Consider the following 16,839-nt stretch of genomic DNA (forward strand, 5'->3'; position numbering starts at 1 on the left):
AAAGAAGGTATTTGAGGACCTTCAGATTATACAAAAAAAGATCACAAAAAGAGAGTATTCATGCAGAAATCCGCCCCAACTCGTGTTCTTGTTATTGGTGCCGGCCTTGCTGGTTCTGAGGCGGCCATGTTTCTTGCCCGAAATGGCGTGCATGTGGTGCTCATTGAGGCCAAAACTCTCAAATTAAATCCGGCCCAGAAAATTCCGACCTTCGGTGAACTCGTTTGTACTAATTCACTCAAGTCTCTCGATCCGAATTCTGCTCACGGCCTCTTAAAATCTGAGATGAAGGCCATGGGATCGTTCATCATCGAGTCTGCTGAAAAGCACGCGGTTCCGGCCGGAGATGCTTTGGCGGTTGATCGTGAAAAATTCTCGGCGGAAATTACCGAAAAATTAAAGGCCCATCCGATGATTCAAGTGGTGGATCTTGAAGCGGCCAACCCAATCGAACTCAAAGAAAAATTCGAGTGTCAGTATGCCATCGTGGCGACTGGTCCGCTTACAACGAAAGCTCTGGAAGAATGGATTTTAAAAGAAGTTTCTGGAGATGATTTTTATTTCTACGATGCCATCGCTCCGGTGGTAGACGCTGATACGCTTGATCTTTCAAAGATGTATTTCAAAGATCGTCATAAGGAAATGGAAGAGGGTGGAGATTATCTTAACTCTGCCATGACCAAAGAGCAGTACTACGCTTTCATCGAAGAACTTGTGAAGGCCGAAAAAGTTCAGCCGAAAGATTTTGAAGACTGGAAATTCTTCGAGTCATGTCTTCCGATTGATCTTATGGCCGAACGTGGCCCCGATACCGCCCGCTTCTCATGTATGAAGCCAGTGGGGCTTGAGCCGGACATTAACGGTAAGTGGCCATTTGCGGTGGTTCAGCTTCGTAAAGAAAACCTTCTTGGGTCGGCCTACAACTTGGTGGGGTTCCAAACCCGTCTGACTTATAAAGAACAAGTACGTGTTTTCCGTATGATTCCGGGTTTAGAAGAAGCAAGCTTCATTCACCTGGGCTCTTGTCACCGTAACTCGTTTCTTAATGCCAGAAAACTTCTGGATTTTGATCTTAAGTCAAAAAAATTCCCAGAGGTCTATTTTGCCGGCCAGATTACCGGCGTAGAAGGCTACACCGAATCTGCATCAATGGGTCTTTACGTTGCTTTCCAATTGCTTCGTCGAATTAAAGGTGAAGAGGCGATTCACTTCCCAGTGGAAACCGCTATGGGGGCACTGGTGAACTACATCATGACCATCGAGAAGCCATGTCCTTCGAACATCAATTTTGGTCTTCTTCCTTCGATTGAGTTTACCCGTGAGCAGAAAAAGGCCGGGGGTAAGAAACTTAAGAAAGAACTAGTGGCCAAGCGTGCACAAGAAGTTTTCCAAAGCTTTTTTTCCACGTTAAGATAGCCCATGGCCGGAACTTTCCTTGTAATTGTCGCTTGTCTCTTTTGGGGTATGGATACCCTGATTCGTTACCCTTTAGTGGAGCGTGGGATTCATCCCGTCACCATCGTTTTCTACGAACACGTGGTTCTGGTAACAATTTTCTCATTGGGACTTATTCCTTCCATTAGAAGAATCGGCGAACTTAAACTCGCGGACATTTTTAGTTTCTTCATTATCGGTGGTATTGGTTCCGCGATTGCGACCGTTGCTTTCACTGAATCGTTTCAATATTTAAATCCCTCTCTCGTGATCCTGCTTCAAAAGCTTCAGCCGATTGTGGCGATTATTCTGGCGGCACTGGTGCTTAAAGAAGAAATCCAAAAACAATTTGTGATCTGGGCAGGAGTTTGTCTCGTTGGTGGACTTCTCGTAAGTTCTCCCGATATCGAACGCTTTTATCATTTGATGGTGAATAACTTTGGAGCTGTCACTTCAGACGTGGCCCTTAAAGGTTATGGTCTGGTGGCGATCTCAATCGTCGGTTGGGGAGCAACTACTGTTTTCGGAAAACGCCTTTCCATGGTGGGCTTTGAACCAAAATCCATTATGGCCGGTCGATTCCTTTCTGGTCTATTGATTCTCATTCCTTTCGTTCAGTGGGACCGCAGTATGATTCTTCCGAACGGGGAAGACTATCTTCGTATTCTTATCATGGTGATCATCTCTGGTGCTCTTGCCATGTGGTTTTATTATCAGGGACTCAAACGTCTATCTGCTAAAACAACTGCCATCGCAGAAATGTTCTTTCCATTTTTTGCCATCGTGGTGAATTGGATCTTCCTGGGGAAACAACTCTCGGAACTTCAACTCGTGGGTGGTGGAATCCTGATTTTCGGCTCACTCGTTATCCAATTAAAGAAGTACTAATATGAAAACGGCCATTGCAATTGATTCCCTTTTATCCCGTGATGATTCTATTTTCTTGTTAGAGATGGTCTTAAATATTTATCCAAACTCTGAGATCTATACCATTGCTCATAAGCAGGGTGGAATTCTGGGACCGATTGAAACTCGTCCCATTGTTTCTTCTTTCCTGACTCATAAAGCGAAAGATGTTTCAGTTTTTAAAAAGAACTTCTGGATCATGCCTTCAGCAGTGAAAGCGATTCCCCTTCATCCTTCTATTGAGAAAGTAATTGTTCTCTCTCGTGGCTATATTCACGGACTTAATCTTCCGGCCAATGTGGAGAGATTTCTCTACATCATGGACTGGGGTCTGGTGGATCAATCCAATCTTGGGTTTCAGAAGCTGTTCGCTCCTTATGTAAACGATTGGCGTGAGAAGGCCCTCCGAAACTATCCCAAAATTGCAGTGAGCTCAGAGACATTAAAAACAGCTCTGGAGCTTCCAAATGCGGAAGTGATTGCTCCCACTTATCGAACCGAAGAGTATCCATTTGTTCGTGATGAGGACCATAACTTTATGTTCACCCATCACTTGGTTTACACTCACGATCTGACAGTGGAGGAGTTTAGAACGATTGCGAAAGTCCTTCTTTCTAAAGGCGAGACGGTTCGAATTATGGGCCCTGATGCTCATCTTGAATCAGTTAAAAAAGAGTTTCCTGCGCTAGAGTTTGCAGGTGACCATTGTGAAGCAACCAGCGCTCTTTATTCCCATCAAGCGAAAGCGGTTTGGGACTTCTCGAAAAACTTTTTCCCATCTAAGGCCTTTGGTGCTCTTGCTACCGGAAGACCGGCAGTTGTGCGTGATTTAAAACTTCAGCGCGAGTACCTAACACAAGGTGCTCACTTCCTTAAAGATTTCTCCGAGGGCTCAATTGCGGCCATTCGTGAAGAAGTAGAAGGTAGCTACATGAGTCAGGACCGTAAGGTATTACGCCGTCTAGGACTTAAGTGGAACGAGCGTCTCTTCAAATCGCGTATGGTTAAATTTCTGGATCGCCGATCTGAATCTTAAGATTCAATAAATGAGTCTGGTGTTAGAATTTTCCCATGAAAATTCTATCTCTAATTTTATTGCTTGCGGCCTGTACCCATAAAGTCCCCACGAATCGAAGTGACTTCCGTCTGATTAATCAGGATGGATTTCTTATTTCAAACATCTATGTGAATCCCGTTGAGCTTGAGAGTGAAGACGAACGTATTCTCATCGACTACAAGATCGTGGTGAAAAACCAAACCGATAAATCTCGGCTTATAAACCTTAATGGCGCCTTCATTATGATTGGCCTTCGAACGGTTCCCATTGGCTGTGCTTCTCATGAAAAGAAGCAAGAGCAATTTACCATGACACCTGGGCAGACTGTGGCCATTGATTGCAAGATCCTTCTCAATAAACAAGAGGGGGTTTTCCAAATCAGTGACTATAAGTCTTTAATTGAAATTCCTTTGGATAATACCAAGGCCCGCTTTACTTATCTTTTGAGAGCGGAGGACTTCCAATGAGATTCTTTTTCCTCTTATGGCTCCTCTTGAGCGCAAATGCTTTTGCTAATTCAAATTACTTCGCTCCCTTTGTCATTGGAGGTGCCGCGGCTACGGCCGTGGTGGGAACTCAGACGGCGGTTTATCGAGCTCTGGTTCAGAACGAATTAAAGAACTGGTCCCGTCCCGAAACCGGCACGACGGTACGACTTGAGAATCAGTGTGGAGTAGAGGCCGAGTTTCACCTGGCGGGAAATAATCGCGACAATTACCTTCTTTTAGGAATTGCCAACAGAACACCGAATGCAATTGGGATTAAGACCCGCGAGATTAAGTTTATCTATGATAATAAGCGGGACCGTTTCCCTGGATTTAAGAGTGAGATGTCGGACAGTAAGATTGCGGCCGGATGGTGGCAGGTGACGTGGATTCCTTTTCCTTCGAAAGACGAATTTAAGAAGGTGGACCAGATTAACGTCGAAGTTCCTATTTGGGACGAGGCCACGAAAGAAACTTGTCTGATTAAAACGTCGTTTGAAAGAACAAATCATATTGAGATCGAAGACCATTCTTATTCAGCGGTGGAATTCTTGATTGATGGGGGAGCACCTATTGGACAATACGGAGATATTGAAGAACTAGGTAAGCCCCATGGTATTGTGGCCTTCGAATTTAACTTTTATCTGCGACCTAATCACGGTCTAGGTTTCGTCTTTTCGAATGAAAATGATTTTGATGGAAGCAATAACCAAAAGATCATTAATGAGTTCGATGAAAGAAGAAACTATAGTGCCGCCATTAGCTTCTTTGGTATTCAGTATATTTATCGTCACTTTTTCACTCAGAACGTCTATCTGACCTATGCTCCGAGTCTCGGGGTGCAGTTCATTGAGGACTCAAAGGAAAATGATCGTAATAACCGTGAATCATCTACGGATTTTGCCTTCTCTGAAAAGCTCATGCTGAACTGGCGTTTCTATCAGTTTCAAGCGGCCAACTACGAGATGATGGATTTCTTTACAGGGATTGGTATTGTTCACCATTGGGCCCCGACTCCAGAAGTTAATGGTCAGGACCTCAGTGGTAATCGTTTGAACGCAGTTGTGAGATTAGGTTTTGGTTTTTAAATTATTCTTTAACTTCAGCGGGAAGATATTGCCACTCGCGAACCAAGGAATAAGCGCCGACTGAAATGCCATTAGCAAAATACAAGTGATCTTTCACGTTTTCGACCTTTGGGCCTAAAGAGAGAAGAGATACATCTGTACTGACGAAAACGAAGGTCGTGGATTCAACAGTTAACGGACCGTTTTGTCCTTGAAGCACTTGGCCCGCCTTTACTTTCTTGGCCTGAATGAGCTTTTGATTTGCAAGTTGAATCACCTGGTTCTTATCACAAACCAAAGTCTGATCTTCTGTTGTTCTGATATAGATCATCGCTTGCTCATTAAACTCATGATAGACGCCAGTGATTCTGCGATAAGTCTGATCAGAGGCCAGGATCTCATCTCCTGTCAGGAGATGGCCGATGGGTACCGAGAAATTTCCACTTAGGATGACCTTAGTGTTGGAGAGCATCTGGGCCCAGGCATTGGTTTGTAGGGTAGAAACTAAAAGTGAAAGCAACAGATATTTTTTCATATACACCATGGTACAAAAAAATTGATAATTTGGCGAATGTGAGGGAATGCATGATTTATAGAGGCTTTAACGATAGAGAAGTGACTAAGATCACGGAAATTCTGGAACGAAACAATGTTCAGTTCACGGTGGGTGTTCCTAGTGAAGCCATGGATCATATCAATGATAAGACCAAGCGCGTGAACCATAAGTTTATGGACAGCATCATGCAGTTTGAAATTGAAGGCTCTGAGTTTGATAAAGTTTCACCTCAAGACATTCAAAAATTACTCGATCTTCGTATTTATCGCGAAGAGGAATCACCTTTTACTGAAGAAGAACTGGCAAATGCCGGGACAGAAACAGATCACATTTCGCCAAGCAAGCCTACGAAAGAACAAACGGCCATGAATAAATGGGCGGCACTTTTGACGATTGTTGGTGTGGCGATTTATGCTCTTCTTAGAACAGGAATATTTAAGTAGCAGACATCTTCTTTAAAACTTCTTCAACTTTCTTAATCGCCCGGTCGATCACATGTTCCGTGCTCTCATTAGGTTCCCGAGTTAAGATCGTCGCTGCCGAATGAGAGTGACCACCACCGCCAAGGGCGAGTGCAATCGTTCCCACATCATATTCACCGGAAGAACGAAGACTCATTTTGATATGATCACCGTCATCACGGAACATACAAGCAACTTTGATGTTATTCAGAACAAGTAAGTTGTTGATGAAGGCGTGAGTATCTTCTACGTCACCGGCGTACTTATCAATGTCTTCTTTCTTAAGCAGCATCCAGGCGATGGTTTCATCTTTGTTAGTAGAGGCGGTATTTAAGATACTCGCCAGTAAATGCATATGATGAACGCGTTTCGTACCATAGATGCCGTTGTAGGCCTCTGGTGGATTAATGCCAGTATCCATTAGTTTTGCCACCAGCTTGTGAGTTGAGGCCGAAACTGTCGGATAGCGGAAAGAACTGGTATCAATAATGATCGAAGTATAAATCGGAAGAGCAATCTTCTTAGTGAATTTCACACCAAGAGATTCAATCATCTCTCCAATCATTTGACCTGTGGCCGCGGCGGTCACGTCAATGCAGTGATCAGATAAATCACGACCACGACATGGATGGTGATCAATATAAAGTACGGGAAGTGTATCACCAATGTAGTTACAAATTTGCTGGCCAGCACGAAGCTTGGTGTTCGTATCAACCACAATCATGAGATCTGGTTTGAAATCGGGGTATTTCTTAAAGAAATCTTTGAAACCGTAAACGACCTTATCTTGGTCGAGATAACGATAGCGCTCTAAGAGCGGCTCTTCATTGACACAGTAAACTTTTTTTCCATACTCGCGGAGAGCGAGACAGAGTGAAATTTCTGATCCAATGCCGTCAGCATCAGGATACTCATGCGTAGTAATGAGAATCCGCTCTGCTACTTGAATTCTTGACTTAAAAGTATCTAAAATGGTCATAGTAAAGTTTCTGATCTTTTCGGCACTTGGGCCCACGAACTAGAGAGCGATCTCAAAGATTGTATGGTGATTATGGATAAAATACTAGTAGTTGACGGCGTTACTAAAGAATACCCAGGGCGAGTTGCGGTCTCAAAGCTTAGTTTTGAGGTTAAAAAGGGTTCCATTCATGGATTTTTAGGCCCTAATGGTGCAGGGAAGTCGACTACGATGAAGATGATCGCGGGCCTTCTGCCTGTCACTTCTGGGAACATCAACCTCTTTGGCGAGACCGTCCGTCCCGAAAATCTTGCATTAAAAAATAAAATTGGTCTTCTACCTGAGAACGCTCCTGTGTATCTGGATCAAAGCGTGGATCAATATTTGAAACTGGTCTGTAAGCTTCACGGAGTGAAGCATGTGAAAGACCAAGTTGAAAAGGTCATGACTGATCTTTCTCTCTTGGATGTGAGAAAACGTCTGATTGGAAACCTCTCAAAAGGTTATAAGCAAAGAGTGGGTCTTGCTCAGGCCATCGTCTATGATGCTCCTTTTTTAATTCTAGATGAGCCGACTAACGGGCTTGATCCTCAGACCGTCGTGGAGTTAAGAGAGTTCATTAAGAATCTCGCCAAAGAAAAGACCATTCTATTCTCTTCACACGTTCTTCCTGAAGTGGAGCAATTGTGTGATCAGATCACCATCATTCATCAAGGAAAAATCCGAGCGACCGGGGATCTCCATGAGATTCATCAGAAGTTCCGCCAAGGGCTCGTGATGAGAATCGGTATTGGTGAGAAAGAGACCCTTCCGGATTTAAGCACCTTCGGAAAATATGACATCACTCACGAGAACATCATTGGAAAAGAAAGACAGTATCATCTTTCTTTTCAGGACGATCGTGATGCTCGTGCTGAAATCTCGAAGTATCTCATGAGTAAGGGCATCAGCCTTTATACGCTTCAGGTTGAATCTCCAGAATTAGAAGACATCTTCCTGCATGTAACGGAGTTGAAAAAATGATTTGGACATTGTGGAAAAAAGAGCTGGAGTCCTATTTTGCCTCTCCCTTGGCCTATGTTTTAGTGGGACTGTTTTCTCTTATTAGCGGCATTATCTTCTTTAATCTTTTGGCGACCTATACAGACGGTATTCAGGCCATTCCTCAGAATATGGCCCAGGAAATTTCCTTTGTGGAAGAAGTGGTGTTGCGTTTATTTGCGAACATTAACTTTTTATTCTTGGTGTTTATCCCGCTGATCACCATGAGACTTTTTTCAGAAGAAAAGCGCCTTGAAACAATTGATCTCTACTGGCTGGCCCCAGTGCGTGAATGGCAGGTCGTTTTATCAAAAGGTCTCGCCGCCTTTACTCTGATTATTACCATGCTCGTGATGACGGGAATTTTTCCTCTCATTATCTGGGGCGTGGGAATTCGTGATTTTTCTCTTTTAACGACCGCCTATTTAGGTGTTGCTTGCAATGCTCTTTGCTACATCTCTCTTGGGCTTTTTTGTTCATCACTTTCTGGTAACCAGATAATCGCGGCCCTTCTTTCAGTTTTAGGCATCATGTTCCTATGGATGATCACTTGGGGTGGTCATTTAAATTCAAACTATCTTGTGGCCGAAATTTTTACTTATATTGGAATCACGTCGCACTTTGAGCGCATCCTTCGTGGACTCATTGGGACTCAAGACATTATTTACTATTTAACTTTCATCTTCTTGTTTGGATTTCTCACCGTGAAGAGTTTAGGTCGGAGGAACTGGTAATGAAAAACTGGCTCTTCCCATTATGGGTCATTATTGATGTATTGGTTTTTTTAACGGCGATTGCCTTATGGATCGCGGCCCCAGAATATAAGACCCTTAATATAGGTCTAACGGTTTTTGCCGCAGCCCTGGGCTTTCTTCTGATGTTTGCTAAGTTTGAAGAAATTAAGACCTATGTCCGCAGTTCATACTTTGAGAAAGTGCTCTTCCACGGGACCAATGTTCTGCTGGTCGTTTCTATTCTTGGTGTTGTGAACTATCTCGGTAACAAAAACTATAAAGAGTTTGATCTCACGAAAGAGAAAAGAAATAGTCTCACTGATCAAACCATTAAAGTTCTTCAGATGGTGAAGTCTCCGCTAAAAATGACGGTATTTGCCCGTCGCGAAGAGTGGAACGGAATTCTCAATCTCTTAAAGCTTTATGTGGCCCAAAACACAAACATTAAGCTTGAAGCGATTGATACGGATCTTCGCCCTGATCTGGTGAAAGCAAAAGAAATCACCCAGAACGGAACAGTGATCATTGAATACCAAGGGAAAGAATCTTCATTCCCGGTGATTGATGAGCTATCTGTGACCAATGCTCTTTTAAAAGCATTACGAACAGAAAAGATTGTTCTGTATTTTGTGACAGGACATCAGGAACTAAGCTGTGAAGATAATTCTCAAGAAGGTATTTCGGCCCTTTGTGAAAAGCTTCGCCTGCAAAACTATGAATTGAGACCTTTGGAACTTACTAAAGTAGATAATGTTCCAAAAGACGCCACTGCGGTCTTTGTATTGGGCCCTATCTCTGGTTTTTTACCTCAAGAGGCCAATCTCATTAAAGAATATTTGGCCAGAGGTGGAAGCTTCTTTCTTGCTCTTGCTCCGGCCTTTAAGTCTGAGCTTTACGACAATCTCACGACTCTCATGAAACCTTACGGACTTGAATTAGGAAAAGATGTGGTGATTGATCGCATGTCTACTGTTCAAGGTGCCGAGGCCACCATTCCTATTATTAGTCAGTATGATAGTCAGCATCCTATTACGGCCGGATTTAACCTTCGTACCGTTTTCCCTCTGAGTTCTTCGGTTAGAACCATTAAAGGCATGGACAATGCTCAGCTTCTTGCCAGCACTTCAAGCTTCCCTGGTAGCTGGGCAGAGACAAATTTAAAAGGTGTGACCGAAGGCAAGGCCCAGTATGATGAGAAGGCCGATCTGAAAGGCCCGGTAGGACTTCTGGGAATTTCTGAACTCACCATTCCTAATACTCCTCGCGATTCTCGCGTCGTTCTTCTTGGTTCAAGTTCGTTCCTGGTGAATGCTTACCAGGCGCAAGCGGGGAACACCACATTGTTTTTGAATACTGTTTCATGGATGGTGGATGATGAAGGAATTATTTCTTTTAATCGTCCGGGCCTTGAAGAACCACCTGTGATTTTATCAGCTCAACATTTACAAATGATCTTTGTGATCTCGATTCTGGTTGTTCCTATTATCTTCTTTGGAACCGCTATTTTTGTGTATCGTAGACGGCGCTTACTATGAAAAAAAACCTGGTTCTCTTTGGTATCTTACTTGTTCTTTTAGTGGCGACTTATTTTTTTCAAGAGAAGAGGGCCGAGAAAGAGTACGTTGAATCTCAGACCCGTGATCGTGTCATCACACAAGAGATCACCCATTTAAAACTTCCTCATGTTGAGGCCGTGAAAAAAAATGGCAGTTGGTGGAGTGGGGACGTTCTTCTTTCGCACAATACTTTTAAGCAAATTGAAAGAAAGCTTTCTGAAGTAAGTAAGATCAAAGATATTCAAGGTGAGTGGAAAACTTATTTCCCTCATCCCTTCCAGTTTGAAGTGAATCATGAGCAATGGACCATTGGAGATTTGTCTCTAGATAAACAGGCCTTCTACATCGCTCAAGGTAAAAAGATCATGCTGGCCGAAATCCTAGGGGAGAGTACGCACCTGACTCAAGATGAAACAGAGATCGCGAGCATTAAGCTTAATGAACTTGTGACCTCTCTTTCGAAACCCTTTAAAGATCTAAAAGAAACGCAGCTCTTCCGTTTTTACCCTTCGCTTCCTCTAGGGCAAGTCGTGGTCGAGGCCGAAGGCTCACTTCCGTTTGAGCTGGACTTTATTAAAAATGAAACCATCCCATCACCAATTTCCGGCATTAGTGTGCACAAGGACCTTAAAGGAAAATTCTTTTCTCTTCTGACTCAGATAACAATGAAAGAAGAAGTGGATTTCAAGACCCTGAAGAAATTTAAAAAGATGGGTGCGATTAAGTTTATCAATCCAAAAGAGACCGTGCTTTGGGAGTTATGGCTTAAAGACGATAAATCGGCAGATGCTTATATCATTGATCCAAACACCAAGCATGCCTATTTAATGGTGGGTGGAACTCTTCGTGCTTTCTTTATCCAGCTTCAGGATTATTGGGACAAGAAAGTCATTCCACCACAAGATTTTAAGTCTTTCACTCGTACTGATGCCGAGTTTATCCAGGGAGAAAAGAGCGCCACGGTTACCATCGTTAATCGTGAACCTCTGGCCTTTGAAGTGAAAGGATTTAAGGTCGAACAAACCAAGATGGAGCAATTGGTTCACTTCATTTTTAATTTGGGACCTCAAGATCAGGCCGATCGTGTTTCAAATCTTTCTAAGACTGAAAGACAGCAGGTTTTATCAGAGAACAATCTTCGGATTGAAGTCATGGGACAAGAGCTGGTTCTCTGGCGCAAAACCCAAGAGCTTATAGTGGTCAATCTCACTCAAGGATTTAAGGCCCATTTTAATCTTCTGGATGAAAATTTTCGCGGTACTTTTGAAGATGTGTTAAAGTGACATTGATGAAAACAATGGGTCAATTGCTCGAAACTTACCTCACAGTACTGGTACATCCTTTCCGGATTCACCAACAGTTTCGTCATCAGCTTTCAGTGCCTGAACAGGGCGGAGTGGTTCATGAGCCGCTAACTCTTGCTGAGTCTCTTGGGATTTCATGGATCTTCGCGATCATGCGGGGTCTGTGTAAAATCGTGATCCTGAATTTCTTCCTTCATTCATTCCTGACTATGCAAAGTGAGGAGTTTCCGTTTCTTCAAGAGATGCTGAAGAGTTCGGGCACTTCAACTTATTACTTTCTCCTGTTCTCGGCCGCTCTCGATATCATCTTCTTTCCGATTGCGACCATTGTTCTGACTGAACTATGGGCCTGGGTGATTAGAAAATACGCGGGCTGGTTAAATCCAGAACTTCCGGCCGATGAAATTGCAGATCAAATCACCACTCATGCATTAAGCTCGAACCTCTTTATGATCATTCCATTCATTGGTGATCTGGTTCAGACCGTGCTTTATTATTTCCTGCTGTATGCTGGTCTTCGTTCAAACCTTGGCGCATCACGTTCTTTGGCCTGGGTGATCCTTTTAACACCAACTATTTTTGGTTTAATGCTCCTAAGTCTCTTATTTTTCACATTATTTTATTTAGTGGCTTAAAAAGACTCTCTTATTTTTTCTTACGGCCATGCGAAATCAAACCGTTAAGAAACGGCCTTTCATTGTCATCCTTTTGATTCTCTGAAATTATCGAATCACACACACACTTAGTTTTTTGCTTTTTTTCGAGGAGACTCCGCTGATGACGCACCAGTATTTTCATGGATCGATTGAGGTAGTTTGTGGGCCAATGTTCTCTGGAAAGACTTCGGAGCTCATTCGTCGTGTAGAGCGCGCACAGATTGCCAAGCAACGCGTTCAGATTTTTAAGCCTGCCATTGATACTCGTTATGATGCAGAAGGTGTGGTTTCTCACACTTCTCGCTCTATCAAAGCTGAGCCAGTGGAAAGCGCTGTCGATATTCTTATTCGTCTTAAAGATTCAACTCGTGTTGTGGCCATTGATGAAGTTCAATTCTTTGATGAGGCCATTACAACTGTAGTTGTGAAGCTCGCAGCACGCGGTTACCGAGTGATTTGCGCCGGTCTTGACCTTGATTACCGTGCTCAGCCGTTCGGTCCGATGCCAAGCCTTCTGGCGGTTGCTGATGAAGTCATGAAAATTCATGCCATCTGTACTGTTTGTGGCGCACCTGCCAGCCGTACTCAGCGTCTTTCTAAGTCTAAGGCCCAAGTTCTTCTGGGCGAAACTGACGCTTATGAAGCGCGTTGCCGTGGTCACTACCAGTATGACGAGGCAGAAGAGCAAACTCTTCTTCCGCTTCAGGAAGAAATCCTTCCGCTCGCTGGTCAACTTTCTAATTAAGAGACATTTCTTTTTTCTCCGTGCTATCCTTTTTCCTTCACGAGGATAGCATGGCGAAAGATTCCCAATTCGAACATTTGAGTTTTACCCCAAATGAGTTTAAGCACCACTATGGACCTAACGTCCATTTGGTTTCTTCACCACTTATGCTCTCACTTTTGGCGAAACTTGGTCGTCCTGATACCCATCAACCCCAAATCAATGAACTGGTTGGAATGATGTATTCTCACTTGATTGATCTCGTGATTGATCAGGTCTTTCCAAAGAAATTCGCAAAAGTTGAAACTCGCATGCAGGCCCACTATGAGGGTGAGATCGTTGATCCTCAAACTCCTTGTGTAAGTGTGGATCTTGCTCGTGCGGGAACGCTCCCGTCGCACTACTGTTATAACAAATTGAATTATCTCATGGACCCCTGTGGTGTTCGTCAGGACCACTTCTATGTGGCCCGTGTGAGTGATGAAAATGGCCAGGTCACGGGTATCAATGTATCTGGTTCAAAGATTGGTGGAGGAGTGGATAAGGCCATTGTGCTTTTCCCTGATCCCATGGGTGCCACTGGTGGAACGATTGTAGAGGCCTATGAGCACTATAAAAATAAAGTCGGAGGAACACCTCTGATGATGGTGGCCCTGCACTTAATTATCACGCCTGAATATCTGGCAAAAGTAACAAAGGCTTGTCCTGATCTACAGATTTTTGCTCTGAGACTGGACCGTGGTCTTTCACCTGACTCTGTTCTAAATTCAGAGTTTGGAAAAAATTGGAAAGAAGAAAAAGGTTTAAATAATCATCAATACATTGTCCCAGGTGCTGGTGGTTTAGGAGAGATCCTGAACAACTCATACTGTTAGGACACGGAGGATCTATGGAACTTTATACGCCTGAAGCTCTGATCGGTGAGGAAGAGATTGCTCTTCGTATCGAAGCTCTTGGTAAGGCCATCACTCAGGACTTCGAAAATGAAGACCTGGTTGTGATCTGTGTGTTGAAGGGTGCTTTCATGTTTTGCTCGGACTTGATTAAGAAAATCAATCGTCCGTTGAAGCTGGAATTCATTTCTCTTTCTAGTTACGGAGACTCTACCAACAGCTCTGGTAACGTGAGACTTGAAATGGACATCACTGCCAACATCGAAGGGAAGAATGTTATCATCGTAGAAGACATCGTGGACACTGGTCTTACGATTAAAACGCTGATGGAGCTTCTTTCGGTTCGTAACCCTAAGACAGTAAAACTTGCTTCGCTTCTGTTCAAACCAGTGAAGCTTAAGCACAAGGTCAACATTGATTACCTTGGTTTTGAAATCGAAGATAAATTTGTGATTGGATACGGTCTGGATTATGCCGGCCGCTATCGTGAACTACCATACATAGGAATTTTGAATGCAGGTAACTAATACTGGAAGCGTACGAGTTGATCTCGTAGGCGGAACTCTCGACATTGAACCTATTAACCTCATCATCAAGAACGTTGTGACGTTGAACGTAGCAACTGGTCTTAAAGCGTCTGTGAGTCTCACTAAGACCGCTTTTGATGGGGTGGAAATTCACTCGGCCGATTATAACAAGACCTATAAATACACATCAGCTGAACTAACTGAAGACCGTGTGGTTTATTCTCGCGACTTCGCTGAGATGACTTTCGTGCTTCAGATTCTTCGCCTGTTCAACATTAATTCACACATCAAGCTGGATCTTTCTTCAGGCGCTCCTGCAGGTTCTGGTCTTGGTGGCTCATCGGCCATGGGTGTGACTCTGTATCGCGCTCTTTGTAACTTCACGGGCCACAACTATGACCGTCACACGGCCGTTCTTCGCGTGAAAGCTGTTGAAAGCCGCATCCTGAATCAAGGGATGGCAGGGTACCAGGATTATTTCCCGGCCCTTACTGGTGGTGTTCTGGCGGTGAAAGGCATCGAAGGCGAAATCAAGGTTGAGCAGCTTTTCACTGACGAGTTAAAAGAAATTTTAGAGAAGCACCTGGTGCTTATTTCATCTAAACAATCTCGTGCATCAGGGATCAATAACTGGGAAGTTTATAAGGGCTTCTTCGATAAGAAACCTGAAGTGATTGAAGGTCTTACTCGTATCGCTGAAATTTCTCACGCTTGTTATGAAGCTCTTAAAACTAAGCAGTGGGACAAAATGTTGTCATTGATTGCTCAAGAGGGTGAGCAGCGTGAAAAACTTTTCCCTGGGATTACGACTGAGAGAATCCGTCAGTTTACTTCTGAGCTTAAAAAAGATGGAAATGTGATAGGATTAAAAATGTGTGGAGCTGGTGGTGGAGGTTGTTTCATCCTGGTTCACAAAGGCATTGATCCACAAGTGATTGAAGCTCGCGTGAAAGAACACGGAATGGAAATTCTTCCTTTCAAAGTAGAGGCCCCACTCTAAAGGAACCAATTGGGAAATCCCATTAGAAACGTTGCAGGTATGAGCTTAGGCGGAGGGAGAAAAGAGAACTTCTTTTTCTCCCTCCTCGAGTATTACCCTGAGAAAAAACGCTGGTTCTTAAAATCTCTCCATCAAGTTAAAGACGAAGACATCCGCGACCGTGATGAAATTATCGCCTCATGGGTGGAGACGTATTGCTTAAAACAACTGGTGGTGGACTTTCCTTTAAGCCGTCCACCTTGCGAGGATTCGTGTCTTTCGAACTGTGAAGGGGCCAATGTTTGTCCTCGTCATCAGGTCCAGGAAGTTCGTTCAGAGATGAAGAAACTTTTGGATGAAGACGCCAATTTTCAGAAAACTAATCCTAAAAAATATGAACAGGAGCGAGTGGCGTCACTTGAAGTCGACTACTCAAAAAACCTGTTAAAGAAGAACACCGATGAGCACATGCTCTCCCGATCTTTCAAACGCAAACTCAGAAAAGGGTTCACGCCTTACTGGCATCGCCCGATTGATTTTTGGGTATGGAAAAATTATTACGATCAGCTGTTGGAAGTTTTTAAAAACTCTTATGAGTCGTTTGGTAACGTCTCATTCATGTTGCTCGCGCGACTAAATTATCTTCTAAGACATCTTCCGAAAGACCTCACCATGTACGAGTCCAATATTCAGATTTGTTTATTGGAACTTTATCGTGCCCGCATCGTGAGTAAATCTCTTTTGCTTCAACTGTTCGATTTGGATATGGCGAGTTCTGCCCGTGAACAGATCATCTTGAACATTGAAAAACACATGGAGATCTTTATCTACGAGAATGATCTTGAGACCATCATCAAGAATTCAAATGCTTTCGATTCCTTCATCCTTTCGGTGGTAGGACAGAGAATGCTCATGAATGGTCTAAGAGAAATTCCAGATTGGGGAAATACTGACGGTGGAAATTTTATCGTACCGATGTTCCATCTGCAGGGATAGCATCAGTCGTTTCATACTTCAGGACCTTCACTCCGAAGTACAAATAGATATAAACGAAGATGGTGGCGATGTTATAAAACATCCATCCCGCACCGAGTCCCGCTTGATCAACCACAAAACTCAATCCGAAAATGGCAGCAGTCAGGGTGTAAAACAGCACATAACCTTGCGCCCACAGTTTCGCTCGAAGATAGAAGAAATAGAAAAACAGGTTGTTGATCAGGACAAGAAACAAGAAGAAATAGAAAGTGTTGTTAATGAAGCCCGCCATCCCTGCAATGGTTTCCTGGGAGAAGTCTTCCAGGACAAGGTTACTTTGACGGATGGACTGATGAACGAGAAGGGTAGAGAGGTCCTTCTTCAACCAATAGAGCCTTAAGTAGATGGTATTGATGATGTCCAGAATAATCAGGACGAGTACAGCGCCGATTACAAATCGACGTGGTCCTATCTTCATAAAATGGGCCCTAATTTTCTCCATCATGCCCAAAATTTTAACTTAATT

19 protein-coding genes are annotated in these 16,839 nt (G+C 43.5%); 16 read left to right on the forward strand and 3 right to left on the reverse strand.

Going from position 1 to position 16,839, the window contains the following annotated elements:
* Nucleotides 1–60: 60 nt before the first annotated feature.
* The 5 genes from trmFO to ACJVC5_RS09545 are packed head-to-tail and all read left to right on the forward strand — an operon-like array spanning nt 61 to nt 4,970.
* Nucleotides 61–1,416, forward strand: coding sequence for a methylenetetrahydrofolate--tRNA-(uracil(54)-C(5))-methyltransferase (FADH(2)-oxidizing) TrmFO (gene trmFO / locus ACJVC5_RS09525; protein ID WP_408099139.1), 1,356 nt, complete (start codon nt 61–63; stop codon nt 1,414–1,416).
* A 3-nt stretch (nt 1,417–1,419) separates the two neighbouring features.
* Nucleotides 1,420–2,322, forward strand: coding sequence for a DMT family transporter (locus ACJVC5_RS09530; RefSeq protein WP_408099140.1), 903 nt, complete (start codon nt 1,420–1,422; stop codon nt 2,320–2,322).
* Nucleotide 2,323: 1 nt separating this feature from the next.
* A complete protein-coding gene (locus ACJVC5_RS09535; RefSeq protein ID WP_408099141.1) occupies nt 2,324–3,376 on the forward strand; it encodes a hypothetical protein in 1,053 nt (350 codons plus the stop codon).
* Nucleotides 3,377–3,411: 35 nt separating this feature from the next.
* A complete protein-coding gene (locus ACJVC5_RS09540; protein WP_408099142.1) occupies nt 3,412–3,864 on the forward strand; it encodes a hypothetical protein in 453 nt (150 codons plus the stop codon).
* A complete protein-coding gene (locus tag ACJVC5_RS09545; RefSeq protein ID WP_408099143.1) occupies nt 3,861–4,970 on the forward strand; it encodes a hypothetical protein in 1,110 nt (369 codons plus the stop codon). Before ACJVC5_RS09540 ends, ACJVC5_RS09545 begins: the two co-directional genes overlap by 4 nt.
* Nucleotide 4,971: 1 nt before the next feature.
* On the opposite strand, the gene ACJVC5_RS09550 is transcribed toward ACJVC5_RS09545, so the two are convergent.
* Nucleotides 4,972–5,484, reverse strand: coding sequence for a hypothetical protein (locus tag ACJVC5_RS09550; RefSeq protein WP_408099144.1), 513 nt, complete (start codon nt 5,482–5,484; stop codon nt 4,972–4,974).
* Nucleotides 5,485–5,534: 50 nt separating this feature from the next.
* Here ACJVC5_RS09550 and ACJVC5_RS09555 point away from each other — a divergent pair, with 50 nt between their 5' ends.
* Nucleotides 5,535–5,948 carry a hypothetical protein gene (locus tag ACJVC5_RS09555; protein WP_408099145.1) on the forward strand — a complete coding sequence of 138 codons (414 nt, stop codon included), beginning with the start codon at nt 5,535–5,537 and terminating at the stop codon, nt 5,946–5,948.
* Here ACJVC5_RS09555 and ACJVC5_RS09560 read toward each other — a convergent pair.
* Nucleotides 5,941–6,945: a DHH family phosphoesterase gene (locus ACJVC5_RS09560; RefSeq protein ID WP_408099146.1), complete on the reverse strand. Its 1,005-nt coding sequence runs from the start codon at nt 6,943–6,945 to the stop codon at nt 5,941–5,943. The genes ACJVC5_RS09555 and ACJVC5_RS09560 overlap by 8 nt on opposite strands.
* 72 nt (nt 6,946–7,017) lie before the next feature.
* Here ACJVC5_RS09560 and ACJVC5_RS09565 point away from each other — a divergent pair, with 72 nt between their 5' ends.
* The 10 genes from ACJVC5_RS09565 to ACJVC5_RS09610 all read left to right on the forward strand — a co-directional run bounded on the left by ACJVC5_RS09565 (nt 7,018) and on the right by ACJVC5_RS09610 (nt 16,334).
* On the forward strand, nt 7,018–7,947 hold the full coding sequence (locus ACJVC5_RS09565; RefSeq protein ID WP_408099147.1) for an ABC transporter ATP-binding protein: 930 nt from the start codon (nt 7,018–7,020) through the stop codon (nt 7,945–7,947).
* The gene (locus ACJVC5_RS09570; protein ID WP_408099148.1) at nt 7,944–8,699 is read left to right on the forward strand and encodes an ABC transporter permease; all 756 of its coding nucleotides are present in this window, start codon (nt 7,944–7,946) and stop codon (nt 8,697–8,699) included. The genes ACJVC5_RS09565 and ACJVC5_RS09570 overlap by 4 nt, the downstream gene beginning before the upstream one ends.
* On the forward strand, nt 8,699–10,234 hold the full coding sequence (locus ACJVC5_RS09575) for a GldG family protein (protein WP_408099149.1): 1,536 nt from the start codon (nt 8,699–8,701) through the stop codon (nt 10,232–10,234). Before ACJVC5_RS09570 ends, ACJVC5_RS09575 begins: the two co-directional genes overlap by 1 nt.
* Entirely contained in the window at nt 10,231–11,538 is a 1,308-nt protein-coding gene (locus tag ACJVC5_RS09580) for a hypothetical protein (protein WP_408099150.1), read from the forward strand. The genes ACJVC5_RS09575 and ACJVC5_RS09580 overlap by 4 nt, the downstream gene beginning before the upstream one ends.
* 5 nt (nt 11,539–11,543) lie before the next feature.
* On the forward strand, nt 11,544–12,194 hold the full coding sequence (locus ACJVC5_RS09585; protein WP_408099151.1) for a hypothetical protein: 651 nt from the start codon (nt 11,544–11,546) through the stop codon (nt 12,192–12,194).
* A 142-nt stretch (nt 12,195–12,336) separates the two neighbouring features.
* The gene (locus ACJVC5_RS09590) at nt 12,337–12,960 is read left to right on the forward strand and encodes a thymidine kinase (protein WP_408099152.1); all 624 of its coding nucleotides are present in this window, start codon (nt 12,337–12,339) and stop codon (nt 12,958–12,960) included.
* 50 nt (nt 12,961–13,010) lie between these two features.
* On the forward strand, nt 13,011–13,814 hold the full coding sequence (locus ACJVC5_RS09595; protein ID WP_408099153.1) for a uracil phosphoribosyltransferase: 804 nt from the start codon (nt 13,011–13,013) through the stop codon (nt 13,812–13,814).
* Nucleotides 13,815–13,828: 14 nt separating this feature from the next.
* Nucleotides 13,829–14,359, forward strand: a complete 531-nt coding sequence (gene hpt / locus ACJVC5_RS09600; RefSeq protein WP_321398260.1) for a hypoxanthine phosphoribosyltransferase — start codon at nt 13,829–13,831, stop codon at nt 14,357–14,359.
* The gene (locus tag ACJVC5_RS09605) at nt 14,346–15,359 is read left to right on the forward strand and encodes a hypothetical protein (protein WP_408099154.1); all 1,014 of its coding nucleotides are present in this window, start codon (nt 14,346–14,348) and stop codon (nt 15,357–15,359) included. Before hpt ends, ACJVC5_RS09605 begins: the two co-directional genes overlap by 14 nt.
* 9 nt (nt 15,360–15,368) lie before the next feature.
* Complete coding sequence (locus ACJVC5_RS09610; RefSeq protein WP_408099155.1) at nt 15,369–16,334, forward strand: hypothetical protein; 966 nt, start codon at nt 15,369–15,371, stop codon at nt 16,332–16,334.
* Here ACJVC5_RS09610 and ACJVC5_RS09615 read toward each other — a convergent pair.
* A complete protein-coding gene (locus ACJVC5_RS09615; RefSeq protein ID WP_408099156.1) occupies nt 16,303–16,818 on the reverse strand; it encodes a hypothetical protein in 516 nt (171 codons plus the stop codon). The genes ACJVC5_RS09610 and ACJVC5_RS09615 overlap by 32 nt on opposite strands.
* Between the last annotated feature and the right edge of the window lie 21 nt (nt 16,819–16,839).

Origin of the sequence: Peredibacter sp. HCB2-198 (assembly GCF_045999315.1) — a bacterium.
In the GTDB taxonomy this organism is placed as follows: Bacteria; Bdellovibrionota; Bacteriovoracia; order Bacteriovoracales; family Bacteriovoracaceae; genus Peredibacter.